Below are 25,553 nucleotides of genomic sequence, written 5' to 3' on the forward strand. Positions count from 1 at the left end.
ATCCCCGGCTTGCCCGGGAGGGCAGCCCTTCAGTCGAAGGGCTAGCACGGCTCCCGCGGGCCGCTGCTGGGCGGCGATTGTTGAATGTCGGTGTGGGTATTCGAAGGCTGCGCCTCGCGCAGACCTGCCCTTACATCGCTTGTCAGCCAGCGCGCCAGACGCGATTTGCGAGGTCAAGGGCGCGAAGCGCCGCTGCGCGGTTACACCCTTGAGCTCGCAAATCGCGTCTGGCCATCTCTCGGCAAGCGATGAATGGGGACGTGGGCGCTGGCGCGCCGTTTCTTGGCTGCAGGTACATGTCGTCATCCCTGATGGACGCCCGGCGCAGGCCGGGCGAAAGTCAGGGACCTGGCTGGTAGCGACCACTTAGGTCCCTGCCCTGCGTCCGGCCTTCGCCGGACATCCGGCAGGGATGACAAGGAAACGTGGTGCGGCCCGTTCCTCCCCACGCGTTGGGGAAAGGGAGCCGTCTAACCCTTCGGCTTGCGCTTCAGCGTGGCGCCCTTCTCGAACGGTTTTCCGCCATCCTTCTTGAAGCCGGGCTTCTTGCCGGCGGGCTTGTCATAGCCGCCGCCCTTTTTCTTGAAGCCACCGGCGGCCGGTTTGCGCTTGCGGGCCCAGGAGCTGTCCTCGCCCTTGTCGGGGCGGGCATTGGGATTGGTCAGGTCGCCAGCGGGGCGAGCCTTGGCGGCCGGGCGGTCGTCGCTCGAGGATGTTGGCTTGTCGGCACGGGGACGGCGCGGCTTGTCGTCCTTTTTCCAATCGGACTTGTCGGCCCGGGGCTTTTTCTCCCAGGGTTTCTCATCGCCACCAACCGGGCTTTCGGCGCGGTCATAGTCCGGCTTTGGCTTGCCCTTGTAGGGACGGTCGCCATCGGCGGCCTTGCCATAGGGTTTCTTGTCGCCGAATGATTTCTTCTCGTACGGCTTCTTGTCGCCATAAGGCTTCTTGTCGCCATAGGGCTTTTTGTCGCCGAACGGTTTCTTGTCACCGTAGGGCTTCTTCTCATACGGCTTTTTCTCGTAGCGCGGCTTGTCGCCAGAGCTTTCACCCTCGCGTTCGCGCTGGTCGTGCGGCTTGCGGTCCTCATAGGAGCGCGGGGCGCTGTCATCGCGATTGCGGCTGACCGGATAGCCGTCACTGTCGGTCTCGCGATGGCGCGACTTCTCGCGGTGACGCATTTTCGGCGTGCGGGCATCGGTCGGGCCGTCATTGGGACCGGCGCGTTCCATCTGCGAGCCGTCATCCGGGCTGACGCGGATATTGTTCTCGCCGCCGCCATTCTCGGCCAGCGCCTTGGCGAAGCGGTCGGCATGTTCGGCGTCGATCTCGAAACGGGTTTCGGTCTCGCCGATCTGGATCGAGCCGATCTCGCGCTTGGTGACATGTCCCAGGCGGCAGATCAGCGGCAGCAGCCAGCGCGGCTCGGCCTTGGCCTTGCGACCGGCCGACAGGCGGAACCAGACACTGGCCTTGAAGTTCTCGCGCGGCTTGCGCTCGGGACGGTCATTCTGTGCTGCCGGGCCGGACAGAAGGTCCTCGGCCGAGGGCAGGGTCGCCAGGCGGGCGCGCAGGAAGGCGGCGGCCAGTTGCTCGGCGGTGAATTTCTCGAGCAGGGCGTCCGTGTCGACTTTCATCGCCTCATCGACCGCTTCGGTCAGGATCGGGTCGGCCATCAGGCGTTCGCGGTCGCGGGCGCGGACATCATCCGAGCTCGGCGCTTCGGCCCATTCGGCCTGCAGCTTGGCATCGCGCAGAAGGCGATTGGCGCGGCCGCGGCGGGTGTGCGGCACGATGATCGCGCAGACACCCTTGGCACCGGCCCGGCCGGTCCGGCCCGAGCGGTGCAGCAGCACGTCGGAATTGGTCGGCAGGTCGGCATGGATGACCAGTTCCAGACCCGGCAGGTCGATACCGCGGGCGGCGACATCGGTCGCCACACAGACGCGGGCGCGGCCATCGCGCAGGGCCTGCAGGGCGTGTGTGCGCTCTTTCTGGGTCAGCTCGCCGGACAGGGCGACGGCGGCAAAGCCGCGATTGCCGAAGCGGGCGGCCAGACGGTTCACCGCTTCGCGCGTGGCGCAGAAGATGATGGCGCGCTCGGCATCGTAATAGCGCAGTACATTGATGATCGCATTCTCGCGATCGGACGGGGCGACCGACAGGGCGCGGTATTCGATATCGGCGTGCTGGCCGCGCTCGGACACCGTCGAGATGCGCAGCGCATCCTTCTGGAAGCGGCGGGCAATATCGGCAATGGCGCGCGGCACGGTGGCCGAGAACAAGAGGGTGCGACGGCTCGCCGGGGCCGCGTCGAGAATGTATTCAAGATCTTCGCGGAAACCGAAATCGAGCATCTCGTCGGCTTCGTCCAGGACCACGGCTTTCAGCTGGGACATGTCCAGCGCGCCGCGCTCGATATGGTCGCGCAGGCGGCCCGGCGTGCCGACCACGATGTGACAGCCGCGCTCCAGCGCCTTGCGCTCGGCCCGCGGATCCATGCCGCCGACACAGGAGGCGATCTGGCCGCGCGCCTCGCCATACAGCCAGGCCAGTTCGCGCTGGACCTGCAGGGCCAGTTCGCGCGTCGGCGCGACAATCAGGGCCATCGGCAAGTCGGGCCGGTTGAACTGGTCGTCATCGCCCAGAAGCGTCTTGGCCATGGCCATGCCGAAGGCGGCGGTCTTGCCGGAGCCGGTCTGGGCCGAAACCAGCAGGTCACGCCCTTCGGCCTCTTCCGCGATCACGGCGGACTGGACTTCGGTGAGGGCGGCATAGCCCTTTTTCTCGAGCGCAGCGGCAAGGGCCGGCGCAATGCGGGGATTCAAGGTCATATATAGCTGTTTCCAGTGCCTAATGCCGGTCGCACCCATCAGCGACCGGGTTCCATCGTCGTCCCGGTAAGGGCGCCGATAGGGCGACTGGCCGGAATAGACGGGGCTTTAGCACGAGATTACCGGCAAAGGCCAATGATGCGGCAGCAGGGCGGTCATGCAGATGTGGGGGTGAGGCGCGAATGCGTGATCGGCTGGCCAGGAGCGCGCAGTGCAGGTCGTCAGATGACTGGCCTGCACGGTGCCCCGAATCCGGGTGCCGAATCCGGGTGCCGAATCCGATCCGGTCGCTGCCTGCCATGGCAAGTCTGCGGTCTGAATGATTTATTTGTTTTGCGACAGGACTGTCCTGTGTTGCGCTCGGCGCGGGCGTGACATTTTAGCTGTGTCGATTCGATTGCGTGATCGACCCCGCAACCGGAGCACTTGCGTTGGAGACAAACCCCGCCGGCTCGGAGCCCAGACGCTTCCTGATCATCGATGATGACGACCTCGACCGGATGGTGATCGAGCGCAAGCTGGGTCAGATGGAGCCGGGAGCGGTGTGTTGCCATGCGGCGACCGCGGATGCCGCGCTTCGCCTGGTCGCCGAGGATCCGGCTTTTGACGCAGCTTTTGTTGATTTCGCCATGCCGGACGAGGACGGGCTGAGTACCATTCGCGCGCTGCGCCGGCAAAAAGCGCTTGAGCTGGTGCCGGTGATCATGGTCACCGGAAGCGCAGACCCGGTGCTGGCCGCGTCGTCCATTATCGAGGGAGCGGATGCCTATCTGAGCAAGGAGGACATGACCGATTCGCGGTTTGCCTGGGCATTGGTCAGTGCGTCCGAGCGGGCGAGATTGCGCCGGGAGGCCCGGGCCAAGGAAATCGCGATGCGTGAATTTGCGTTCAACGCGGCTCATGACCTCAAATCGCCGCTGAACGGTATTACCGGCTTTGCCGCCCTGCTGGCAAAAGCCGTCGATGACGTATCTCCCCAGGCCCGGGAGTTCGCTTCAAAAATCCGGACCCAGGGCCTCAAGATGGCAGAGATGATCGACTCGATGCTGGACTACGCGATAGCCGGTGAAGCGATCGGCGAGACCCCGGTCGTCGCCCTGCAGGATGTCGCCGATGATGCCGTCGCTTCGACCCGGGCTGAGCTGGACGCGATCGCCGCCAGCATTCGTGTGAGCGTGACCGGACAGGCGCCCATGGATCGCATCCAGATCGAGCGCGTCTTGCGCAATCTCATTCTGAACGCGGTCAAATACCGGGCATCTGCAATCCCCGAAATAGCGATCCGAACCCGCCACGTTGCGGGCACCCTGGCGGTCGAGGTCGCCGACAACGGAGTGGGCGTTCCGTCCGATCTCCGGGACCGGATATTCGAACCCATGCAGCGTGCCCATCACCAATCGGTTGACGGGCACGGTCTGGGGCTGGCGATTTCCCGCAAGATCATCAATGCCCATGGCGGCCGGATCTGGTGCGAGGCAAGACCCGGCGGCGGTAGTCTGTTTACCTTCACCCTGCCCGAGGCCTGATCTGATGACACAAGGCCCACCCACACACATTTCTGCCCTGCTCACCCGGGTCGGGCGCCATCGCGGGCACCTTATCCTGGCGCTGGTTTCGATCGCGATTTGTGTCGCTGTCATGATTGGCTGGAAGCTGGGTCTGGAGGCGGTGGTGCGGCTGACGCCAACCTTGTCTCCGATGCAGTTCAACACTGCCTTGGCGCTGTTGCTGGTGGGGCTGGGGGCGGTCGCCGGAAGCTTGCGGTATCGCTTGGTGGCGGGACTCCTGGCGGGACTGGGGGCCGGCATAGCCGGGCTCTGCCTGGTGGAAATTGCGACCGGATTCAGTCTGGCCCTGGACGAGTTGTTTCACGCCCACCAATTTGTCGAGCCGGGTGCCGTCCCCGGTCGCATGTCGCCCAACTCGGCGCTGGCAATCCTGTTGATGGGGCTGGCCGTCTCCTTGCCACAGATACGGGTTGCGGGTCGCCCCCTGCCGGGCGCGGCGATTGCCGCATTCGTATGCAGTGCCGCATCGGTCGGGGCTATCGCGGCCTCGGTGATCGGTTACCTGATCGGCGCCGCGGAGGTTTTCGGTTTCGTGCCGGAAACGCGGATGGGTGTGCTGACCACGATCGCGGCAACCTGTCTGGCGGTTCCGATCTGCGAGTCGATGCTGGTGGCCCTGCTGAGGCGGCGGCGCTTGCCGATGTTCGGCCTGCTGGGCGGTTTCGGCCTGGCGCTGATAATCGTGCTCGCCTCTGCGCATAGCGCCATTCGCGATGATGCTCGCAATGCCCGCCGTGCACAGATTGAACTCGAACTGGGATATGTCGCGCGACAGCTTTCGGGAACCATTACCGACCGGATTCTGGCGGTGGAAGGCATGGCCCAGCGGTGGGCGCGCGTCGGCGGGCTGGCGGAGGATGAATGGCGCGCCGATGCGCTGCGCTACGCGACTGACCACCCGATGATCCAGGCGGTCAGCTGGGCTGGTACCGATGGCATATTGACCTGGGTGGAACCGGTAGCCGGCAATGAGCAGGCAGTCGGCCTCGATCTGTTCAGCTTTCAGGATCGGCGTGCGGTCTATGAGCGCGCCCGCGATACTGGCCGCACAGGGGCAACGCCCGTACTCGAATTCGTGCAGGGCGGGAGTGGATTTGTCACCATGTCGCCGGTCTATCTGCAGGGCGGTGAGTTTGATGGGGTCATGAATGCCGTGTTCGAATTGTCGGAGGTCGTCTCGGCCCTGCCGGTTTCGCCGGTGCTGAGTGAGGTGGATCTCATCCTGGCGGACACGACGGCCCGGATGGTGATGTGGGATCAGGTCCAGATCATGGATGGCGCATTCTTTGTCGGGATCGGACAGGATGCCGTCGGCGTGCTGCAGCCCCGCCAGGCGATTGCCGATCTGGTGCTGGTTCTCGGTCTGATTTCGGGCGGTCTGGCCTTGCTTGCCTCCGGGGCCTTTCTTGTCTCAATGTCGCAGAATCGGCAAATCGCCCACACGAACCGTGAGCTCGAACAGGCCAATGCCGAGCTCGACAGTTTTGTTTATCTGGCCTCGCATGACCTGAAATCGCCGATGCGCGGCATCCGGCAATTGGCGGACTGGCTCGAGCAGGACATGGCCGAGAATTTGTCGAATGATGCCCGACGATATCTCGAGCTGATCCACTCGCGTATCGGTCGCCTGCAGGACCTGCTGGATGCGCTGCTGGATTTCTCCAGAATTGGGCGCAATGCGATGGTTCTGACGACCGTTGACGTGCTGGAGGAAGTCCGGCGCACGGTCGCCTTGCAGGACCTCCCGGAAGCGTGGACGTTCGAAGTCAATGGCGAGCGCCTGGCAGCGCGGACCGACAAGAATTTGCTCTTTGTGATTGTGGCCAATCTCGTCCGCAATGCCGTCAAGCATCATGACCGGGAGGTCGGGCATCTGCAGCTGAGCGTGGCCGGTGATGTTGATGACTGGACGCTCACCGTGACCGATGACGGGCCGGGGATTCCGCGCCAGATGCAAGCGCGGGTCTTCGAGATGTTCCAGACTCTCAAGGCCAAGGATGTTGTCGAGGGCAGCGGCATGGGATTGGCGATTGTGTCCAAGGCCGTTGCGCGTTTGGATGGTAGTGTCCGTGTCGAATCAGATCCGACCAAGAGACGCGGATCCCGGTTTGTTGTTCGATTTCCACTTGTAGTGAGGGAAGCTCATGCACCTGAATCGTGAAGTGTCCATCCTGCTGGTCGAGGACGATGATATCGACGCGGAGGCCGTGGCCCGGGGGCTGCAACAGGCCCGGGTTGCCAATCCGATCGTGCGGGCCCGCAATGGCGAGGAAGCGCTCGCCATCCTGCGGGAGAAGGATGGGGCGTTGGGGATTGGCCGCCCTTATCTTGTGCTTCTCGACCTGAACATGCCGGTGATGAACGGCATCGAATTCCTCGAGGAATTACGGGCCGATCCAGCGTTGACCCGGGCTGTGGTCATGGTGCTGACCACCTCGAACGCTGACAAGGACCGAACGGCGGCATTTGATCACCATGTCGCTGCCTATATCCTCAAGGCCCGCGCCGGCAAGGAATTCGAGGCCGCGGTCAAGCTGATCGGGCATTATTGGCGTTACGTCGAATTTCCTGACTGAGCCCGGCTGGCGCTGCACGCGGGGGCACCCAGTCCCGTCCTATCTCTTGTCCGCTTGCAGGATCAGCTTGCGGTAGTCATTGAGGTCGCCGTCATAGCGTGTCGCCCGGCCGTCCTTGACCAGCCAGAGCTGGTCGGCCGTGCCTTCGGCGAGATAGACGTCGTGGGTGATCAGCACGACGGCGCCATTGTATTCGTTGAGGGCGTAGATCAGGGCTTCGCGGCTGTCGATATCGAGGTGCGAGGTCGGCTCGTCGAGGATCAGGATGTGCGGTTTTTCCAGCGCCATCAGGCCGAGCAGCAAACGCACTTTCTCGCCACCGGACAGTTTCTCGATATTGGTCTCGACCTTCTCGTGCGGAAAGCCCATCCCGGCCGCCACGGCGCGGCAGCGGGAGGGCAGGGCCCCCTCGGGCAGGGCGTCGCGGATATGATCGAGCACGGTCTCGCCGGTGTGCAGCTCGTCCATCTGGTCCTGCGAGAAATATCCGATCCGGAGCGAGCGGGCAGCGGTGCGCTCGCCCCCCATCAGCGGCAGGCGCCGGGCAATGGATTTGACCAGGGTCGTCTTGCCCTGGCCGTTGGCGCCGACAATTGCGATGCGGTCATCCGGATCAAGGCGCAGATCGATCTTGTCGAGAATCTTCGCCCCCTCGCCATACCCCACCGCCGCATCGCGCAATTGCAATAGCGGGGCATTGAGCTTGTCGGTCGAGGCGGGGAAGGAAAACGGCGTCGTTCGCTCGGCGATCGGGATGGAGATGTCCTGCATTTTCTCGAGCATTTTCACCCGCGATTGCGCCTGGCTGGCCTTGGACGCCTTGGCACCGAAGCGGTCGACGAAAGATTGCAGGCGGGCGCGGTCGGCGTCCTGCTTGGCGCGCTGGCTTTCCAGCAGCGCTGTCTTGGCGGCGCGCAGTCGCAGCCAGGCGTCATAGCCACCGGGCGAGATCGACAATTGCTTGTGTTCCAGCGCCAGGGTGTGGGTGACGCAGCGGTTCAGCATTTCCCGGTCGTGCGAGACGATGACCACGGTGTGCGGATATTTCTTCAGATAGGTCTCGAGCCAGGCGGCACCCTCCAGGTCGAGATAATTGGTCGGTTCGTCGAGCAGCAGCAGGTCGGGCTGAGAGAAGAGCACGCCGGCTATCGCCGCGCGCATCCGCCAGCCGCCGGAGAATTCGCGCGTCGGACGGGACAGGTCGGCATCGGTGAAGCCCAGTCCCATCAGGACTTCCGCCGCCCGCGATTCCGCCGACCAGGCGTCGATATCGGCCAGGCGCATGAAAATCTCGGAGATGCGGTCCGGATCGGTCGCGGTCTCGGACTCCTGCATCAGCGCATGACGCTCGGCATCGGTGGCCAGCACGACGTCCAGTATGGTCTCGTCGGAGGGTTCGACTTCCTGCGCCACCCAGCCCATGCGGGCACCGCGATTCATGCGGATCGAGGCGTCGGAGGAGGGGTGCTCGATCTCTTCGCGGATCAGCTTCAACAGGGTCGACTTGCCGGTCCCGTTGCGGCCCACCAGCCCGACCTTCCAGCCGGAAAAGATCTGTGCCGAGGCATTCTCGAACAGGGACCGCTCGCCAATGCGATAGTCGAGATTGGAAATCGTCAGCATCGGTAAGGTCCAATGGGCGTTGAAGTGGCCGGAAAATGGGGTGCCCAGAGCCGCGCATCAACGCCGCCCGATCACCCGCCGGACATCACGCCCGCGCTCTTGGCCGGGGTCATAGCGGGTACAGCCCGATCCGGCCAGTGCTGGCTGCGGTGAGGACGTGACACGGGAGCTTGTCATCCCTGATGGACGCCCTGCGAAGGCAGGGCGAAAGTCAGGGACCTAGCTGGTTGCAACATGTTGGTCCCCGCCTTGCGTCCGGCCTGCGCCGGACATCCAGCGGGGATGACAGCAGGGGAGAACCCCGCGTCTAACTACGCACATCACCCCGATCGGCACCGCGCAGGAAAGCCAGCGCGGCAGCAAAGTCGCCGATTTCGATATAGTGGCTGGCGACGATATTGCCGTGCCGGTCCATCAGCTCGATGCGGGCGGTTTCTCGCGGGTCTCGTGCCGCCATCGCGTCGGCGGCGGAGATCGGGAAGTCGAACAGGGTGGCGCTGTCTTCGCCGGCCAGGGTGGCGGCGGTGCGACCGGTATCGCGGCCACTGGCCCAGATGCGGGTCTGGGCAAAGCGGGGCGGGGTCCAGCGGGCCCAGGGGGCGTCGGTCGGGCCGGAATAACTCCCGCCCATGGTGGCGTCATACAGGGTTGGCTGGCGGTCCATGTCGCGCAGGACGAGAATGGCCGAGGTGGCGCGCTCGCTGCCGGGCAGGACAAGACTGAGCTGGCGCTGGCCTTCGCGGGTGGAAACACCGATCTTCAGATCGGCCTGGTCCTGGACGATCGACCAGACCGGCATGTCCGGCATGACACCGCGGCTGGAGGTCCAGGTGAAATGGGTGCCGGGGAAATCCATCGCCGGAATGCGGACCCAGCCGACAAAGCCCTCGACTACGCGGTGTTGCAGGTCGCCCACCGCCGGGTCATTGCAGGCGATGCCGGCGGCCTGGCGTTGCAGCTCGCGGGTATAGTCGTCCAGCGCATGCAGGGAGACGCCTTCGCGCAGCAAAAGGCCGCGCGCCTGCAGGCGGGCCGCGTCAAGGGCGGTGCGCTGGCTTTGGGTAAACAGTCCACAACGGGTGTCGACGGCCATGGCCAGCTGGCGCTCACCGAAAATGGCGGCGGCCGCGTCGTCGGCGAGGGCCGGCGCGGTCGCGCTGGCCAGCCCCAGACCGAGGCCCATTCCGAGACAGAGTGTTTTGACGAAGGCGTGCATGACAGATCCCGTTTGCATGGATCCTGTCTAGCAGGGCGGGTTTGATGCCGCGTGAAGAAGGGTGGTTAATGCTTAGCGAATTCAATCGCTAAGATTGATCCCTCACGCCTCGACGCGGACCCGCTTGCGACGTCCGAAGAAGCCCCGGATCAGCAGCAGGATGGCAGCTCCGAACAGCACGAAAGCGGCGTCGCGGGTATGGTCGACGGCGAATTCCTGCACCCGTTCGTTCAGCGTCGGAGCGACGATGGCATAATCCAGCGCGGTGACGCCGCGGGCGCTCCATACGGCGGCCCGGCCTTCCAGCGCCGACCACAGGTTGGAGCGGGCGAGCGAGCGGCCGGCGGCTTCGAACGAGGCCTGGTCCGGCGCGGTCAGCGTCGCGATCCAGCGGCCATCCTGGGCCTGGTCACGGAACAGCGAGGCGACACCGATCCCGACTTCCGTGCCGACTTCGGCATCGGCGGCATCCGCATAGGCCGCCGCGGCCAGACGCATCAGGCCACGCTGGCCACGCGAGCGTTCGGCGGCGCGCAGGGCGGCGCGCAGCTCGGGCGGTGCATTGCGGTCGACGGCGGCGATCCGGGTCGAGGCCGGTCCGATGACCAGCAGGTTGTGATTGACCGGTGCGCTCTCGTCGGCATCGCCATACCAGGCATAGAGCCAGGCTTCGCCGCTGATCAGGGCAGCGCGGGCCAGCACGGACAGGGCGCCATGACGGTCGGCATCGAGGCGGGTCGAGAACTGGACGGCCGTGCGTGAGCCCTGGTCGGCGCTGAAGGGCAGACCGCTATCGGCAAAGGTACGCAAGTCGGCTTCGGTATGGACGCTGCGGGCATCGCGGATCTGGCGGGTGCCAAGGCGGGTCGCCGTCATGGCGTCGGCGGCAATGAAGCTGCGGTCATAGCCGACGAAGGAGCGCGCAGCCATCAAGCGTGCCGCGGCCGTGGCTTCGTCCAGATTGCGGCCGGTGATCACCAGGTGCGGTACACCGTCATGACGGTAGGCGATCTCCGGACCGGAAGAGCGATCCCCCGAGCGCAGGGCGGCGCGGTCTTCGGCGGCCAGGCGGTCATTGTCGGCGATGCGGACAACCAGGTCGGCCTCATCGGCGTGGCTGGTGAAGAGCGGGACCTGGCCGGCACGCAGGGCCAGACCCTGGGCGACCAGGGCTTCCAGTGTCACCCGCTCGCGGCTGATATCGGTGATCAGGGCGATGCGGCGAGGCGCGGCGAAATCGGAGGCGAGGGCCGCTTCCAGTCCTTCCAGCGTCTCGATCGGGGCGACCGGCTCGAGCGTCAGGCGCATTTGCGAGCGGCGGGCATCGACAATCCAGCCGGAAGCCGGCGTGTCGGTGGAGTAGGCAATCTCGAGCGTGTTCTGGCCGGGACGGAAATCGGCGGAGAAAAGGGCGAAACGGGCTTCGATCGGGCGGGCCTGCGGGCGGATTGTGATCGCCTCACCACCATTGATGGACACATGGATCAGGCCGGCCGTGCCATCGCTGGCCGGACGGGCGGCGAGACGCAGCCAGGCTTCCGACGTGTCGACATGCGGCGGCAGGGAAAAGCGGATTTCAGTGCGTTCGCGCGAGGTTGAGAGGATGAAGGCATCGCCACCACCGTCGAGATCGGCGAGACTGCGTTCTTCCGTGTTGACGGGAATCGCGTCAAGCGCCTGCACATGTGTGCTATCAGCTTGAGCGGTGTCTGATGTTGATGACGGCCCCCAAGCCGCCAAGGCACCCGACGCAACGATAGCCATAGCGGCGACCGCAGACGACAATACTCGTACAAACATGAAACGCTCCCTCACCCGTTTACAAACTATTAAGCAATTGGGCTGCCAGCAATCGAAATGAGTGTGCTGAAGACGAAATTCTGGGTGGACGCCTTGATTCGCAGGGCTGAATTGGGGTTGGCGTCGGTTTATGTGATTCGCCGGGGAGACGAAGATGCAGGGTCGGTGCTCGTAAAGGTGGTGGTCGACCGGTCTCTGGCACAGCTTTATGTCCCGGCACGGGACGATCAGGGTGAACGGGTCTGGAGTCGGCGAGCCGAGACCGACGAGGCCAGTCTGGATGCGTGGTGCCACAAGCGGGCGGATCAGGACCCGGATCTTTGGGTGATCGAAATCGAGGACCGTCACGGTCGGCATTTTCTGACCGAACCGGTCGAATTGCCCGGTCCGGGGTAGCCAATCCTTAAGGGGATGGCGCTAGGTTGTGGATTGCAAACCGTTCTACTAGCTCCGAGTCCGTCATGTTGTTCCTGTTCAACGATGTCGTGTTCGACCTGGGCGACCTGCAGTCCATTCTGAAGGCCGACCAGTTGCCGCTTACACCGGCGCAGGTCGAATCCCTGACCGCCGCCCAGCTGAACAGCCTGGTGCGTGAGGCCGTGTTCGCCAATCCAGATATCGCCCATTCGCGACCCGACCAGGTGCAGTACATCATGGCCCTGATCAGCGTCGTTGCGCCGGGTGCCAATGCCTTGCTGGCGGTTCGGGCGGACGGCGCTGCAAGCGCCGCCGATGTTGGCCTGCGCTATGCCAATGTCTCGATGACCACGCTGGCCTCGCTCTGGCGCGACCAGACCAATGGTGAACTGACCGCCCACCAGATCAATGACCAGGTCTGGCTTGCCGCGTGAGGTGGCTTGCCTAGCGGGGCGGTAACAGGGTAACCGGACGGCTTGCATCACCTGTGAGCCCATCATGACGACCCCGACTTCAGACGCTCCGGCCCTGACTTCTCACGCTCCGGAATGGGCGCGCCGCCGTTCTTTCGCGATCATCTCCCACCCCGATGCCGGTAAGACCACGCTGACCGAGACACTCCTGCTGTCTGCCGGCGCGATCCGGCTGGCCGGTCAGGTGCGGGCACGCGGTGAAAACCGCCGCACCCAGTCGGACTGGATGAAGATCGAGCAGGAGCGCGGCATTTCGGTCTCGGCCTCGGTGATGACATTCGAGCACCGGGCCCTGCTCTTCAACCTGCTGGACACGCCGGGCCACGAGGACTTTTCCGAGGACACCTACCGCACGCTCACCGCGGCCGATAGCGCCATCATGGTGCTCGACGCCGCCAAGGGCGTCGAGCCGCGGACCCTGAAACTGGTCGAGGTCTGCCGCTTGCGTGACATCCCGATCGTCACCTTCATCAACAAGATGGACCGCGAGGCGCTTGATCCGGTCGACCTCTTGGAAGACATCCAGGACAAGCTGGCGCTGGACACCGTGCCGATGCAATGGCCGTCCGGTTCCGGTAACCGCTTCAAGGGCGTGCTCGATCTGAAGACGCGCGAACTGGTCGGTTATCAAAAACCCTCCGATGATCGCGACCCGACCGAGGCCAGCCCGCGCTGGGCGCTGGAGGGAGACGAAATCCTCGAACATATCTCCGCCGAGGAACAGGCCGAGCTGGACGAGGGTGCCGAAGTGGCGTCCGAACTCTGCCCGGCCTTCAAGATGCAGAGCTTCCTGGAAGGACATATGACGCCGGTCTTCTTCGGCTCGGCCCTGCGTGGCTTTGGCGTGCGCGAACTGCTGGACGGGCTGGCCGACATAATTCCGGGTCCGGCGGCCATGCCGGCGATCAGGAATGGCCAGGCGGTGGAACTGGAGCCGGGCGGCAAGGAAGTTGCCGGTTTCGTGTTCAAGGTGCAGGCCAATATGGACCCCAATCACCGTGACCGGGTTGCCTTCGTGCGCCTGTGTTCCGGCGTGTTCAAACGCGGCATGAAGCTGAAGACCGAGGCCGGCAAACAGCTGACAGTCTCTTCGCCCATCCTGTTCTTCGCCCAGGATCGCGAGATCGCTGACGAGGCCTTTGCCGGTGATGTGATGGGTGTGCCCAATCACGGAACCTTGCGGGTCGGTGACAGCCTGTCGGAAAGCGGCAAGCTGCGCTTCTCCGGCATTCCGAACTTTGCGCCGGAAATCCTGCGCCGGGCCCGTCTCGCTGATCCGCTGAAAGCCAAACACCTCAAAAAGGCACTGGAAAGCCTCGCCGAGGAGGGCGTCACCCAGCTCTTCCGTCCGACCCTGGGCGGCGATTTCATCGTCGGTGCCGTCGGCGCGCTGCAGATCGATGTGATGCGCGAGCGTGTGGCGGCCGAATACGGTCTCGAGGTCGATTTCGAGCCGGCGCCCTATGACACGGCCCGCTGGCTCAGCGGTGACCGCGTCAAGATCGAGGAATTCGCCGACCGTCACAAATCGGCGATGGCCGAGGATATCAATGGTGACCCGGTCTTCCTCGCCAAATCGGCCTGGGAAGTCTCCTATTCCGAGGAGAAATTCCCCGACCTGACCTTCCACCGCGCCAAGGAGCGGTCCGCATGACGAGAAACGCACCGGCGATGTCGACCGAGGACAGCCTGACCGGCCAGGCCAGCGAGCTCTGGGGCATCGCCATCGATGTCTGGAATTCCTCCTTTCTCGGTGTCAGCATCGGCCAGGGCCTGCTGGCACTGACCATCGTTCTGATCGGCTTTGTCGCCCGAGGCATGATCGCCCGTTGGCTTGTCGGGGCGCTGAAGCGTCTGGCCGAGAAGACCCAGACCGGATTCGACGACGCCGTGGTCGACGCGATAGCCGGGCCGATGAAACTGGTCCCGGTGATCATCTCGCTGTTTTTCGCGCTGAACATCCTGCAGATCGGAGCCGAGGGTGCCGTCCGCGGGCATCAATTCGTCCAGTCGCTGGTCGTGATCGCCCTGTTCTGGGCCCTGCACAATGCAGTCGGTCCGCTGTCGCACGCCCTGAAGGGGCTGCGCAACGCGCTGACGCCGGTGATGGTCGACTGGATGACCAAGGCCTTGCGGATCGTCTTCATGGTGGTTGGCGCGGCGGCCGTGTTGCAGGTCTGGGATATCCCGGTTGCCGGCATCGTCGCGGGTCTCGGCCTGTTCGGCGTGGCCATCGGCCTCGGCGCCCAGGACCTGTTCAAGAACCTGATCGCCGGCATTCTGATCCTGACCGAAAAGCGCTTCCTGCCCGGTGACTGGGTCAAGGTGGACGGGATCGTCGAAGGCACGGTCGAGGAAATCAATTTCCGCTCCACCGTCGTGCGCCGTTTCGACAAGGGCCCGGTCTATGTCCCCAACTCGAAACTGTCCGACAATGCGGTGACCAATTTCACCCGCATGACCCATCGCCGCACCTACTGGATCATCGGCGTGCGCTATGACACGACCTCAGACCAGTTGCGCGAGATCCGTGACAAGGTGCTGGGCTATGTCCAGAGCCATCCCGAATACGCCCAGGCGCCGGAGGTTTCGACCTTCATGCGGGTCGACAGTTTCGGCCCGTCCTCGATCGATTTCATGCTGTATTGCTTCACCAAGACCACCAATTGGGGAGAATGGCTGCGCCTGAAGGAGGATCTCGCCTTCTTCATCAAGGATACCGTCGAAGCCGCCGGCACCGAATTCGCCTTCCCCTCGACCAGTGTCTATGTGGAAGGCGGCGCCGAGGTGTTTTCGCCGCCCGGTGATGATGGCGCGAAAGCCGTGCTGGCGAGCGAGGCTGGCAAGGGTTGAAGCAGTGTATTGGCGGATTGTCATCCCTGATGGACGCCTTGCGAAGGCAGGGCGAAAGTCAGGGACCTAGCTGATGGCAACATGTTGGTCCCCGCCTTGCGTCCGGCCTTCGCCGGACATCCAGCGGGGATGACAAGGTGTTGGGACGGCTTTACCCCTTTGGCAAAAGCCCCGCTTCTCGCCGCAAGGCCTGCGCAATCCCGGCATTGAGTTGCCAGTCCAGGTCCGGCACCACGTCCGGTATCGCGCCCCAGGCCTCCAGGAAACTCGACCGGGCGGCGTTCAATTGCTGATGCAGGAGCGCCACGCCCGGATCATCAGCATCGAGTCCTGCCGCCCTGGCCCAGCTGGCCAGATCCACGGCATCGGCCAGCTCACCAAACCCGCGTCCGATCAACACCAGCGCCAGGATGGCGTCGGCGGTACCCAGATCGCCATACTCGTCGAACACGGTCACCCGGAGCGATGGCAAGGTCTCGCTGTGGACGAGGATGTCGACGGCGTCGCTGTGAAGCACGGCAAAGTCGGAAGGCGCAATCTCGAAACGGAGGCCGGCTTCGGCGAGCCAGGTGTCCAGCTGCGCCATTGCGCGGGTTGCGATGTCTGGGTGGAAGGGCTCGGGCATGCCGAAAGACTGGCATGTGCCCGACGGTCGGGGAAGGGTTTGCCTAAGCCGCCATGTCCCGGCGCATGCGCCAGAAACGCATGGCCCGGGCGGCGTCGTCGGCGGTGACCTTGTCGTAGAGCTGGCCGAGTTCGCGGGCGTCGCGGAAGGCATCGTCGGAATTCTTGTGGCGCAGCACGGCCAGGGTGACGAAGAGCGCCTTGTCGAAGCCGGCGGATTTGCAGATCAGGGCCAGCGGATCAATGCTGTCCTGCTCGAGGGCACGCTTGGCGGCGATGTAGTCGACGCCGGTCATTTCGGCGAAGACGACATGGCATTTGACGCTGTCACCCTCGCGCAGGAGGCGGGCCAGCAGGGCGCCGTCGAGCTTTTTGCGCATGGCCATCGAGCGCACGAATTTTTGCGCCTCCTCGACGGCCTTGTCCTGCTGCAAACGGGCGGCAAGGCGAGCCTTGGAGACCGCCATGGCCTGGTCGATGATGGCCGGGTCGACGCTGTCAAAACGTTCCATGATGTGGTCGCGCAGGTGATTGCGCACGGTCAGCATCATGTCGGCGAGAATGTCGTTGGGCGTGTCCTTGCGCTTGACCAGCGGGCCCTGCAGGACTTCCGAATTCTCGGCGCGTTCCGACACGGTCTCGTAGGTCTCGCGCGACAGCTGGGCGCCGTCATTCGAGATCAGGGTGGCGACGGTCTCATCGTCACCACGGCGCACGATGGTGTCGGACAGGCGTTCGGACACGGCGTCGCGCTTTGACATCGCCTTCAGGTGATCCTGCCCGCTCTTCTCGGCGATCGAGAGCAGATCGTCTTCCGACAGGACCGAGGATTGCGACAGCATCGGGCCGGCGACCTCGATCGCGTCCTGGGCCAGTTTCAGCACCAGGCCGCGCGGCGCCAGGGGGGTTCCGGAAAAGCGTTGTGACAATTCCTCGCGGGCATCGACGGCAGTCTGTTCGGCGAGTGCGGAGAGCACGTCGTCGAACCGGCCGGACACGGCGCTGTCTCGCTCAGGCGTCTCCTCGAAGAAGAGATCGGTCACTTCGCGCAACAGGGTGCGCCGACGGTCACTCGATTTCTCGCGTGCCAGATCGACGAGGGTGTTGAGCTTGCTGATGACCGCCATGTCGGACTCCAAACGGAACAGGGGCAAAGTGTGCGGGGTGCGGGTAAAAAAATCGTGCGGCGGATGGTTCAAATTGTTCAGGTGTGGCGAATTGCCCGGTCAATGCGGTCCGTCCAGGGTCGCCCGCAGGGCCGGAATTTCACGATCGCTGGGAGGCCGTTCGGCGGCGGCATCGATCCGGCTTGCGATCGCCTGCGACAAGCCGGTGACGCGACCCGGCGCCGGGTAGGGGGTCGGGGCGGCAGATAACAGGCTGCAGGCGGGCTCGGATCCTGTCAGTTCGGCCCGCGTCCAGACCCAGGACTGGCAGGTCCCGTCGGCGTCGCACAGGGCGGCGCAGGCGCGCGGGGTCAGGCTGTCGGCGGCGAGGGTCTGATAGACCGCTCCGCGGCGGGCATGGCCATGCAGTACGTCATCGGCGACAGCCGGTGTGACGGCGAGACCGGCCAGGACCAGCACTGCGACCAGGCCGCGTCCGGTCATGCCCGTGCCCGTCGAAGGCTCGGCGGACGGGCTGGGTCAGACGCTTTGCGCAGGGGCATTGGCGTTGAGAGAATGGGGTCGATCTGGTCGGCATCCATGGGTGCCCCGATCAGATAGCCCTGGACGTGACGGGCTCCCAGCGTCCGCAGGATATGGACCTGGGCCTCCGTCTCGACGCCCTCGATGACACAACCCAGATCGAGCGATTGTGACAGGGCCAGCATGGTCCGCACGATCTTGAAGGATGAACTGTCCTCCAGCATCTGGCTGACGAAGGAGCGGTCGATCTTGAGTTTGGAGACCGGCAGTTGCTGCAAGTATTGCAACGAGGAATAGCCGACGCCGAAATCGTCCAGCGCGATTGAATGGCCGGCGGCCGAGATCTGGTCGATCGCCCGGCGCGCCTGGTTGAAATCGCTCATCATCGCCGTTTCGGTGATCTCGAATTCGATCCGGCTGGCCGGCAGGCCGCTCTGCCTGACGGTATCGAGCAGGCTGTCCATCGCCTGCGGGGACATCAGGTCATGCGCTGACAGGTTGAAGGACAGGGTGATGTCCGTCGGCCAGCTCGCCATCTCCCGCAATGCCTTGCTCAGCAGGGTCTGGGTCAGGCCGCGGATCAGCCCGGCCCGTTCGGCGGCAGGAATGAAGAGGTCGGGAGTGACGCTGCCGAGTTCGGGCGAGTCCCACCGTGCCAGGGCCTCAAAGCCTGTGACCTTCGACTTCACCAGGTCGTATTGCGGCTGGAACTTGACGCTGAACTCCGCCTCGTGGTCGCTGCGGCGAAGGGCCTTGTCCAGCTGGCTGGACGCCGTCATTTCCTGTTCCAGCGCAGCATTGAAGACCACCGCCTTGCCCTGCAGGGCGCGCTTGGCGAAATAAAGGGCGTGGTCGGCCCGTTCCATCAGTTCCTGCGCGCTGACCTGCGGATCATTGCAGATCAACAGGCCGACCGAGCCTGATGACTTGCACGTGTATTCGCCCAGTTCATAGGGCTCTGACAGGGCCGCCTCGACCCGGTGTCCAAGCGCCAGGGCTGTCTCATTGAGCGTGCAGGGTATTGCGGCGAGCAGGGCGAATTCGTCCCCTCCCAGGCGGGCCGGGGTGACCGTCTCGTCGGCGATGTCGCACAGTCGCTCGGCCACGATCTTGAGCATCTCGTCACCAGCCGCGTGGCCGTAGGTGTCGTTGACGGGTTTGAAGCCATCAAGGTCGACCAGGCCAAGGATGAAAGGCTCGCCATGGCTGCGAAGCCGCTCAATATGTTGGTCCAGGGCCAGGAAGAAGCTTCGACGGTTGGGCAGGCCCGTCAGCGCGTCGCATTCGGCAAGGTGACGGGCATCACGCTCGAGCTGCTCTGCGGTTTCACGGTCCCGAACCGCTTCCAGGCGGGCCTTGACGGCGTTGAGCACGGAATTGCGGATGATCACCGCGATGGCGACAGCCGCCATCACGCCAGCAAGGCCAACCGAGAGGTAATTGCTCGTCATGTGCGGCAGATTGACATGAACCAGATAGGCCAATGCTGCGCAGCAGAAAGCCACGGCGATGACAATCGCACGCCGGCGGGGCAGCAGGGTCGCGAAGATCGGCATCATCAAGATCGAGTAGACGAGGTTTTCCTGCTCGAACGACAACAATTGTTGCAGATTGGAGTTGAGGAAGAGGACGAGGCAGATGATGCCGCCGGCGATCTCGAGATGCCGACTGGACAGGTTTCGACGCAAGGCCATGTAAACAATACTGAGGGTCGTCAGACCGACGACGTTCATCACCAGCATGGGCCCGTCATAGATCGGGTTCGGGAAGATCAGGCGCGTCAGCAGATCATAGAGCACGAACAGCAGGATCGCGATCGTCGCCCCGTTGAGGATGGGCTGATAGGCGACGACCACTTCATCGGCGAGTGGCGCATCGGCTTCAGCCTTCTGGCTGGAGGGCAACGGGTCGTGGCGGTGGGTCCGCATCGGGCTTCCTGATAGCAATTTCTGCCCTGTCTAGTGATGCCGCCTTAAATCGTGGATAAGCCGTCCGGTAAAATTCGAACTATCTGCGGTTTTATTAAAACCATGATCTGGCAGCAGATGATTGAATTTCAACGGAGACAGGGCTAGGAGCAGCGCAGCATGGCCGCAGGACAGGCGGCGTGTCGGCGGCTTTGGGGGATCAAATGAAGGCTTTTGTCGAAAGCGCGGGTTTTCGCAATTTCATCATGACGCTGATCGTGCTCAACGCGATCACGCTGGGTCTGGAGACCTACCCTTATGAGGGCGCCTGGTTCACGACCTGGATGCCGCTGCTGGACCGCACCATCGTCATCATATTCGTGGTCGAGATTGCGCTGCGCCTGATCGTCTATCGCCACCGCTTTTTCATGAATGGCTGGAACTGGTTCGACCTCGCCGTGATCATCATCTCGATCCTGCCGGCCGCCGGCGGCTTCTCGGTCCTGCGGGCGCTGCGTATCGTGCGCGCCTTTCGCCTGTTCTCGGTCATGCCGGACCTGCGCAAGGTCGTGGAAGCCCTGCTGCGCGCCATTCCGGGCATGGGCGCCGTGATGGCTGTGCTGGGGCTGATGTTCTACGTCTCCGCCGTCATGGCGACGAAATTCTTTTCGGAGACCAATCCGGAACGTTTCGGCTCGCTGGGGGAGAGTGCCTTTGCCCTGTTCCAGGTGATGACGCTGGAAGGCTGGGCCACTGATGTCGCCATCCCGGTAATGGAATTTCATCCCTGGGCCTGGGTTTTCTTCCTCGTTTTCATCGTCCTGACCAGTTTCGCGGTCCTCAACCTCTTCATCGCCATCATCGTCGACAGCCTGCAGGCCAAGCATTTCGATGATGAGGAAGCGCGCGACCTGGAAGCCGATGCCGACCGCGATGTCCTGCATGCGGAAATCGCCGGCATGCGGACCCAGATCGCCGAGCTGACGGCCCTGGTTCAGCGCTCGGTGGGCGAAGCCCCGTCAGCCAGTATCACCGAGAAGGACGCTGACAGGTCGGAGTAGAAGGCGGCCAGCCGCTCTTCCCGTTCCGAGCGTGTGCGCGGCGCCGGGGCCGATAGCGGCCGCACCGGCAGGTCCTGATGCACCCGGGTCATGAAGCGTTGCCAGATAATCGCCGGCAGGCCGCCGCCGGTGACGTCGTCCATCGGTGTGTCATCATCATTGCCAACCCAGACCCCGGCTGTGAAATCGGCCGTATAGCCAACGAACCAGGCATCGCGGAAGGACTGGCTGGTCCCGGTTTTCCCGGCCGAGGCGCGGCCTGGCAGGGCGGCCCGCCGGCCGGTTCCGCTCAGCACCACATCCTGCAACATGGTCGACATCGAGCGGGCGGTCGCGGCCGTCGTTGCCCGCTGGGCCGGCGTGTCGACATGTTCAAACAGGATGTCGCCGCGTGAATTGGTGATCGAGGTGATGAAATAGGGCTCGCGGCGGGCCCCGTCATTGCCGAACACGGCATAGGCCGAGGTCAGTTCGAGCAGATTCACTTCCGCGGCGCCGAGCGCGATGGCGGGCAGTTCGGGCAAGGGCGAGCGGATGCCGAAGCGCTGTCCGACCTCGACCACACGGGCAATGCCAACCTGGTCTGCGACCTGGGCCGCGACCGTGTTGATCGAGCGTTTCAGCGCTTCTTGCAGGGTCACCAGACCGCGAAACCCGCCGGAGAAATTCTGCGGCGTCCAGCCTTCCAGGTCGATCGGCTCGTCCCATACCGCCGAGGACGGATCATAGCCCGCCTCCAGCGCTGCGGCGAAGACGAAGGGCTTGAAGGCCGAGCCGGGCTGGCGCTGGGCCTGGATGGCGCGATTGAACTGGCTGGTCGCATAGTCGCGGCCCCCGGCAAAGGCCCGGATCGCCCCGTCCGGTGCCAGCAGCATGATCGCGGCCTCGCCGGCATTCTGGGCCTCGCCCTCTTCGTCCAGCACAGTCTCGATGACGTCGTGTGCCGCCCGCGACAGGGCCGGGTCGAGCGTGGTGCGGATGACCAGATCGGGGACGTCGGCGGCGACCAGATCGGCGGCTTCGGCGAGGGCATAGTCAAAGGCGTGACCCCAGACCGCCGTGGCATTGGGGTCGGAGGTGTCGGCGACCGGTGCGGCCGGTTCGGCGATGGCGGCATCATGGGCTGCCTGGTCGATGAAACCGGCCTCCAGCATGGCGTCGAGCACGGTCGCGGCGCGAGCCTGGGCGGCAGCCAGATTGACCGTCGGGTCAAGCCGGCTGGGTGCCTTGGGCAGGGCCGCCAGAAGTGCCGCCTCGGCCAGGGTCAACTCGGTCGCCGGCTTGTCGAAATAGCGCTGCGCCGCCGCTTCGACGCCAAAGGCGCGGGCGCCCAGATAGATGCGGTTGAGATAAAGCTCGAGAATCTCGGTCTTGGTCAGATGGTCTTCCAGCTGCCGCGCCAGCCGCATTTCCTGGATCTTGCGGCGCAGATGCCGGTCCGGCGTCAGGATCAGATTCTTGACCAGCTGCATGGTGATGGTCGAACCACCCTGGACCGAGCGGCCGGCCTGGAAATTGACCCACAAGGCCCGGAAAACGCCGCGCAGATCGACGCCGTCATGCTCGTAAAAGCGCTGGTCCTCGATCGCCAGGAAGGCCTGCGGTACATGCTCGGGCAGGGCATCCAGCGCCACCGCACGGGCATATAAGGGGCCCCGTACCGCCAGCACATGACCGTCGCGATCCTGCAGCGTCACCGAGGGTTCGCGCCGGGTCGACCACAGTTCGGAGGCCGAAGTCGGAGCGGCCGGCAGGTCGTGGAAGGCCCAATGCCAGCCGGTCACGCCCAACACCGTGCCCAGCAGGACAAGCGAGCCCAGCACGCCGCCGAGGATCAGGCGCGTGCGACGTGTGCGTCGGTCACGTTCCATCATGTGATCCGCGCGAAACGGCTCCTGATACATGCTATAGCCACCCCTCTCGGGCTTAGTCTAAGGCCTGCCAATCGAGGCCAAATTCAGGCGTTTGTCATGTCATTGCCTTTCTGGAAGATGAAATCTCTCGGCGAGATGAGCAAATCGGAATGGGAGTCGCTGTGCGACCATTGCGGCAAATGCTGTCTGATCAAGCTGGAAGACGAGGATACCGGCCTCAACCTGGACACCGATGTCGCCTGCAAGCTTTACGACTGCAACAAGGGCGGCTGCCGCCACTACGCCAACCGTCACACCCATGTGCCCGACTGCGTCGTCCTGACGCCGGACAATGTCCCCAAACTCAAATGGATCCCGCAAACCTGCGCCTACCGCCTGATCGCCGAAGGCCGCGACTTGTTCGACTGGCACCCGCTGAAAACCGGCGACCCCGAGAGCACCCGCAAGGCCGGCATGTCGGTGATCGGCCGGGTGACGTCCGAAACCCAGTTCTCCGATCCCGACAGTGTCGACTGGGAAGCGCGGATCACGGAATGGCCGGGTGAGGGGGATGAGGATTGAGGCTCGGTCAGTCTGACTGATCCGGTTTTTCATTTTTCCCGGGCGAAGACCCGGGACCAACCGACCTTGTTTGGAGGCGATGAGTTTCCCGTTGGTCCCGGATAGCGCTGCCGCGCTTCCGGGAAAAATGTGTGAGTCGGGGGCGCAGAGATTTCAATGCAATTCGAAATCTCCCCCAACTCCACCGTCATCCCCCGGCTTGTCCGGGGGACCTCGTCCACCCTGTCACCGGCGAAGCAAAGGTCCCCCGGATCGCTGCTGCGCATCGACCGTGGGATGACGGTTGGGAGTTGCCGTCGTGCAGTGGGGCGGCTCACGCCAGCCTGGCAACAACGCCCCTCCCACACTTGTCATCCCCGCAGGATGTCCGGCGCAGGCCGGACGCATGGCGGGGACCCATGTGCCCGCCACCAGCCAGGTCCCGGGCTTGCGCCCGGCCTGCGCCCGGCCTGCGCCGGGCGTCCACCCGGGATGACAAGGGAGTGGCTCCCGCCCGTCCCGAATGCCCGGCATTTTCACGATCGGCTTTACCGGCGCGCAACCCTGCTCGCGGTCCGGTGTTTCAAATTCGAGCCAAATTCGTCACAACGGCCATCAAGCAGGACGCGCCACCGATCGTCCTTTGCCATGAAACCAGTGACATTCCCCCCGGCGGGGTCCGATCGCGGGGATAAACCCGCGACTATCCCCGTATCTGTCCCGAAGAACCCGTGACCGTCCAGTCGGTTGCGGGTTTTTTCGTGGACGATATCCGCCCGGTCGCGGCGTCGGCCTATTGTTCGGCATGACTGGAAAACCCGGACGCGGCCGCCGCGACAAGATGGATATCTATCCTGGATATCTGATGTTCCTGAACGGCGAGACGGTCGAGGCGATTGCCAAATCCTTCAACCTCACAACCGCCCACATGCGCAAGCGGATCAATGAGCTGCGGGCGCTTGACCCAGGAGAGCTGGATGCGATCCGCGACGAGGCTTTGGAGCGTCGCCGTCGGCAGGTGGAGATCGAGTTTCTGAGGGGCGACCCCCTCAAGGCGACACGCTTGGCCAATGCCGATGCGGCGCTCCGCAAGGTCGACCGCGCCAGGACCGAAGCATCGGAAAGCCTCTCAACACCCAAGACAACAGACGAAGAGGACGCGATCGATGACGCAGCCCAGCAAGCTCGCGACGATGCTTTCCTTCGTCGATACATTCTGGATGCAGACGATGCGCGAGCGGGAGAGGGCGTGGCACAAGGAGGCGGATCGTCAGGAAAGAGACGCGATCCATACCGACTTCCGCCACCGCGCGACGGGCCCGCAACTGCCGCCGCCGGGTGAGTGGCTGACCTGGCTCTTCCTGGGTGGGCGCGGTGCCGGCAAGACCCGCGCCGGCGCCGAATGGGTGCGCCACCGGGCGCTGCGTACGGTCAGCCGGATCGCCCTGGTGGGGCCGACTTTCAATGATGTCCGCGAAGTGATGATTGAGGGGCCCTCGGGCCTGAAACATCTGGGAAGCGCAATGGAAAGACCGCGCTATGAGGCCAGCCGAAAGCGTCTGGTCTTTCCATCCGGCAGCCAGGCCTATGCCTTTTCCGCCGAGGATGCGGACGGGCTGCGCGGGCCGCAATTTGACTATGCCTGGGGTGATGAGTTCGCGGCCTGGCCGGACCCGCAACGTGTCCTCGACACGCTGCGCATGGGGGTGAGGCTGGGCGGCGCGCCGCGGATATTGCTGACCACCACACCGCGCCCGATCCCGGCGCTGAAAGCCCTGGTCAAGGCCTGGGATCCGCGCGGTCCCATCCGTGTGACCCATCAGCCGACCGCTGCCAATGCCGCCAATCTGGCGCCCGGCTTTGTCGAGGCGCTCAACGCCGCCTATGGCGGCTCGATGCTGGGGCGGCAGGAGGTGGAAGGCCTGTTGATCGATGATCCCGATGGCGCCTTGTGGACACGGCCCAAGATTGAGGCGGCGCGCCTTGCTGCCGGGCAGATGCCGGAGCTGGACCGCATCGTCGTTGCGCTCGACCCGCCGGCGACCGGCGGTCCGCGCTCCGATGAATGCGGGATTGTGGTGGCCGGCGCGCACGGCGAGGGCCCGGCGCGGATTGCCGTGGTGCTGGCGGACCTGTCCTTCGGTCCCGCTCTGCCCGCCGACTGGGCCGCGCGGGCGGCCTCCGCCTTTGACGATTACAGCGCCGACGCCCTCATCGCCGAAGCCAACCAGGGCGGCGAAATGGTGCGCTCGGTCCTGCAGGCCGCCGCGCCGGGACTGCCGGTGCGCCTCGTCCATGCCAGCCGCGGCAAGCGTGCCCGCGCCGAACCGGTTGCGGCCCTCTATGCCGCCGGACGGGTCCGCCATGCGCGACCCTTCCCGGCGCTGGAAGACCAGATGTGCGCCTTTGGAGCGCCCGACGGCCCCAAATCCAGCCCCGACCGCGTCGATGCGCTGGTCTGGGCGATCAGCGATCTCGTGCTGGGCCGGACGGGCGCGCCGCGTCTGCGGCGGCTTTAGTCACCCGTTTCAAACTTCA

General features: G+C 64.4%; 20 protein-coding genes. 11 read left to right on the plus strand and 9 right to left on the minus strand.

Annotated elements, in window-relative coordinates:
- Nucleotides 1–470: 470 nt before the first annotated feature.
- A complete protein-coding gene (locus tag MMAR10_RS04670) occupies nucleotides 471–2,834 on the minus strand; it encodes a DEAD/DEAH box helicase (protein ID WP_011642840.1) in 2,364 nt (787 codons plus the stop codon).
- A gap of 431 nt (nucleotides 2,835–3,265) precedes the next feature.
- On the opposite strand from MMAR10_RS04670, the gene MMAR10_RS04675 reads away from it, so the two are divergent.
- The 3 genes from MMAR10_RS04675 to MMAR10_RS04685 are packed head-to-tail and all read left to right on the plus strand — an operon-like array spanning nucleotide 3,266 to nucleotide 6,978.
- Nucleotides 3,266–4,360 carry a sensor histidine kinase gene (locus MMAR10_RS04675; protein WP_150099706.1) on the plus strand — a complete coding sequence of 365 codons (1,095 nt, stop codon included), beginning with the start codon at nucleotides 3,266–3,268 and terminating at the stop codon, nucleotides 4,358–4,360.
- 4 nt (nucleotides 4,361–4,364) lie between these two features.
- Entirely contained in the window at nucleotides 4,365–6,563 is a 2,199-nt protein-coding gene (locus MMAR10_RS16040; protein ID WP_011642842.1) for a sensor histidine kinase, read from the plus strand.
- Complete coding sequence (locus MMAR10_RS04685; RefSeq protein ID WP_011642843.1) at nucleotides 6,547–6,978, plus strand: response regulator; 432 nt, start codon at nucleotides 6,547–6,549, stop codon at nucleotides 6,976–6,978. Before MMAR10_RS16040 ends, MMAR10_RS04685 begins: the two co-directional genes overlap by 17 nt.
- A 39-nt stretch (nucleotides 6,979–7,017) precedes the next feature.
- Here MMAR10_RS04685 and MMAR10_RS04690 read toward each other — a convergent pair whose 3' ends face one another.
- The 3 genes from MMAR10_RS04690 to MMAR10_RS04700 form a co-directional block, all read right to left on the minus strand.
- Nucleotides 7,018–8,601, minus strand: coding sequence for an ABC-F family ATP-binding cassette domain-containing protein (locus MMAR10_RS04690; protein ID WP_011642844.1), 1,584 nt, complete (start codon nucleotides 8,599–8,601; stop codon nucleotides 7,018–7,020).
- Between the two features lie 307 nt (nucleotides 8,602–8,908).
- Nucleotides 8,909–9,817: a hypothetical protein gene (locus tag MMAR10_RS04695; protein WP_011642845.1), complete on the minus strand. Its 909-nt coding sequence runs from the start codon at nucleotides 9,815–9,817 to the stop codon at nucleotides 8,909–8,911.
- Nucleotides 9,818–9,919: 102 nt separating this feature from the next.
- On the minus strand, nucleotides 9,920–11,617 hold the full coding sequence (locus MMAR10_RS04700) for a hypothetical protein (RefSeq protein ID WP_011642846.1): 1,698 nt from the start codon (nucleotides 11,615–11,617) through the stop codon (nucleotides 9,920–9,922).
- A gap of 57 nt (nucleotides 11,618–11,674) precedes the next feature.
- On the opposite strand from MMAR10_RS04700, the gene MMAR10_RS04705 reads away from it, so the two are divergent.
- The 4 genes from MMAR10_RS04705 to MMAR10_RS04720 all read left to right on the plus strand — a co-directional run bounded on the left by MMAR10_RS04705 (nucleotide 11,675) and on the right by MMAR10_RS04720 (nucleotide 15,360).
- The gene (locus MMAR10_RS04705) at nucleotides 11,675–12,013 is read left to right on the plus strand and encodes a DUF1491 family protein (RefSeq protein WP_011642847.1); all 339 of its coding nucleotides are present in this window, start codon (nucleotides 11,675–11,677) and stop codon (nucleotides 12,011–12,013) included.
- Nucleotides 12,014–12,078: 65 nt separating this feature from the next.
- Nucleotides 12,079–12,468 carry a hypothetical protein gene (locus MMAR10_RS04710; protein WP_041636794.1) on the plus strand — a complete coding sequence of 130 codons (390 nt, stop codon included), beginning with the start codon at nucleotides 12,079–12,081 and terminating at the stop codon, nucleotides 12,466–12,468.
- A gap of 64 nt (nucleotides 12,469–12,532) precedes the next feature.
- The gene (locus MMAR10_RS04715; protein WP_011642849.1) at nucleotides 12,533–14,161 is read left to right on the plus strand and encodes a peptide chain release factor 3; all 1,629 of its coding nucleotides are present in this window, start codon (nucleotides 12,533–12,535) and stop codon (nucleotides 14,159–14,161) included.
- Entirely contained in the window at nucleotides 14,158–15,360 is a 1,203-nt protein-coding gene (locus MMAR10_RS04720; protein ID WP_011642850.1) for a mechanosensitive ion channel family protein, read from the plus strand. The genes MMAR10_RS04715 and MMAR10_RS04720 overlap by 4 nt, the downstream gene beginning before the upstream one ends.
- 151 nt (nucleotides 15,361–15,511) lie before the next feature.
- Here MMAR10_RS04720 and MMAR10_RS04725 read toward each other — a convergent pair whose 3' ends face one another.
- The 4 genes from MMAR10_RS04725 to MMAR10_RS04740 form a co-directional block, all read right to left on the minus strand.
- Complete coding sequence (locus MMAR10_RS04725) at nucleotides 15,512–15,946, minus strand: hypothetical protein (RefSeq protein ID WP_041636796.1); 435 nt, start codon at nucleotides 15,944–15,946, stop codon at nucleotides 15,512–15,514.
- Nucleotides 15,947–16,028: 82 nt separating this feature from the next.
- On the minus strand, nucleotides 16,029–17,111 hold the full coding sequence (locus MMAR10_RS04730; RefSeq protein ID WP_011642852.1) for a DUF2336 domain-containing protein: 1,083 nt from the start codon (nucleotides 17,109–17,111) through the stop codon (nucleotides 16,029–16,031).
- A gap of 99 nt (nucleotides 17,112–17,210) precedes the next feature.
- Entirely contained in the window at nucleotides 17,211–17,594 is a 384-nt protein-coding gene (locus tag MMAR10_RS04735) for a PAN domain-containing protein (RefSeq protein ID WP_011642853.1), read from the minus strand.
- Complete coding sequence (locus tag MMAR10_RS04740; RefSeq protein WP_011642854.1) at nucleotides 17,591–19,561, minus strand: putative bifunctional diguanylate cyclase/phosphodiesterase; 1,971 nt, start codon at nucleotides 19,559–19,561, stop codon at nucleotides 17,591–17,593. Before MMAR10_RS04740 ends, MMAR10_RS04735 begins: the two co-directional genes overlap by 4 nt.
- A gap of 203 nt (nucleotides 19,562–19,764) precedes the next feature.
- Here MMAR10_RS04740 and MMAR10_RS04745 point away from each other — a divergent pair, with 203 nt between their 5' ends.
- Nucleotides 19,765–20,601 carry an ion transporter gene (locus tag MMAR10_RS04745; RefSeq protein ID WP_011642855.1) on the plus strand — a complete coding sequence of 279 codons (837 nt, stop codon included), beginning with the start codon at nucleotides 19,765–19,767 and terminating at the stop codon, nucleotides 20,599–20,601.
- Here the strand turns inward: MMAR10_RS04745 and MMAR10_RS04750 are convergent.
- A complete protein-coding gene (locus MMAR10_RS04750) occupies nucleotides 20,535–22,475 on the minus strand; it encodes a transglycosylase domain-containing protein (protein ID WP_233353869.1) in 1,941 nt (646 codons plus the stop codon). The two genes, MMAR10_RS04745 and MMAR10_RS04750, sit on opposite strands and share 67 nt — an antisense overlap.
- A gap of 96 nt (nucleotides 22,476–22,571) precedes the next feature.
- Here MMAR10_RS04750 and MMAR10_RS04755 point away from each other — a divergent pair, with 96 nt between their 5' ends.
- The 3 genes from MMAR10_RS04755 (at nucleotide 22,572) to MMAR10_RS04765 (ending at nucleotide 25,534) form a co-directional block, all read left to right on the plus strand.
- Complete coding sequence (locus tag MMAR10_RS04755) at nucleotides 22,572–23,036, plus strand: YcgN family cysteine cluster protein (RefSeq protein ID WP_011642857.1); 465 nt, start codon at nucleotides 22,572–22,574, stop codon at nucleotides 23,034–23,036.
- Between the two features lie 784 nt (nucleotides 23,037–23,820).
- Nucleotides 23,821–24,357, plus strand: coding sequence for a hypothetical protein (locus MMAR10_RS16875; RefSeq protein WP_041636797.1), 537 nt, complete (start codon nucleotides 23,821–23,823; stop codon nucleotides 24,355–24,357).
- Nucleotides 24,245–25,534 carry a DNA-packaging protein gene (locus MMAR10_RS04765; protein WP_150099709.1) on the plus strand — a complete coding sequence of 430 codons (1,290 nt, stop codon included), beginning with the start codon at nucleotides 24,245–24,247 and terminating at the stop codon, nucleotides 25,532–25,534. The genes MMAR10_RS16875 and MMAR10_RS04765 overlap by 113 nt, the downstream gene beginning before the upstream one ends.
- The last annotated feature ends 19 nt before the right edge of the window (nucleotides 25,535–25,553 follow it).

The sequence above is a fragment of the Maricaulis maris MCS10 genome, from assembly GCF_000014745.1.
GTDB classification, from domain to species: domain Bacteria; phylum Pseudomonadota; class Alphaproteobacteria; order Caulobacterales; family Maricaulaceae; genus Maricaulis; species Maricaulis maris_A.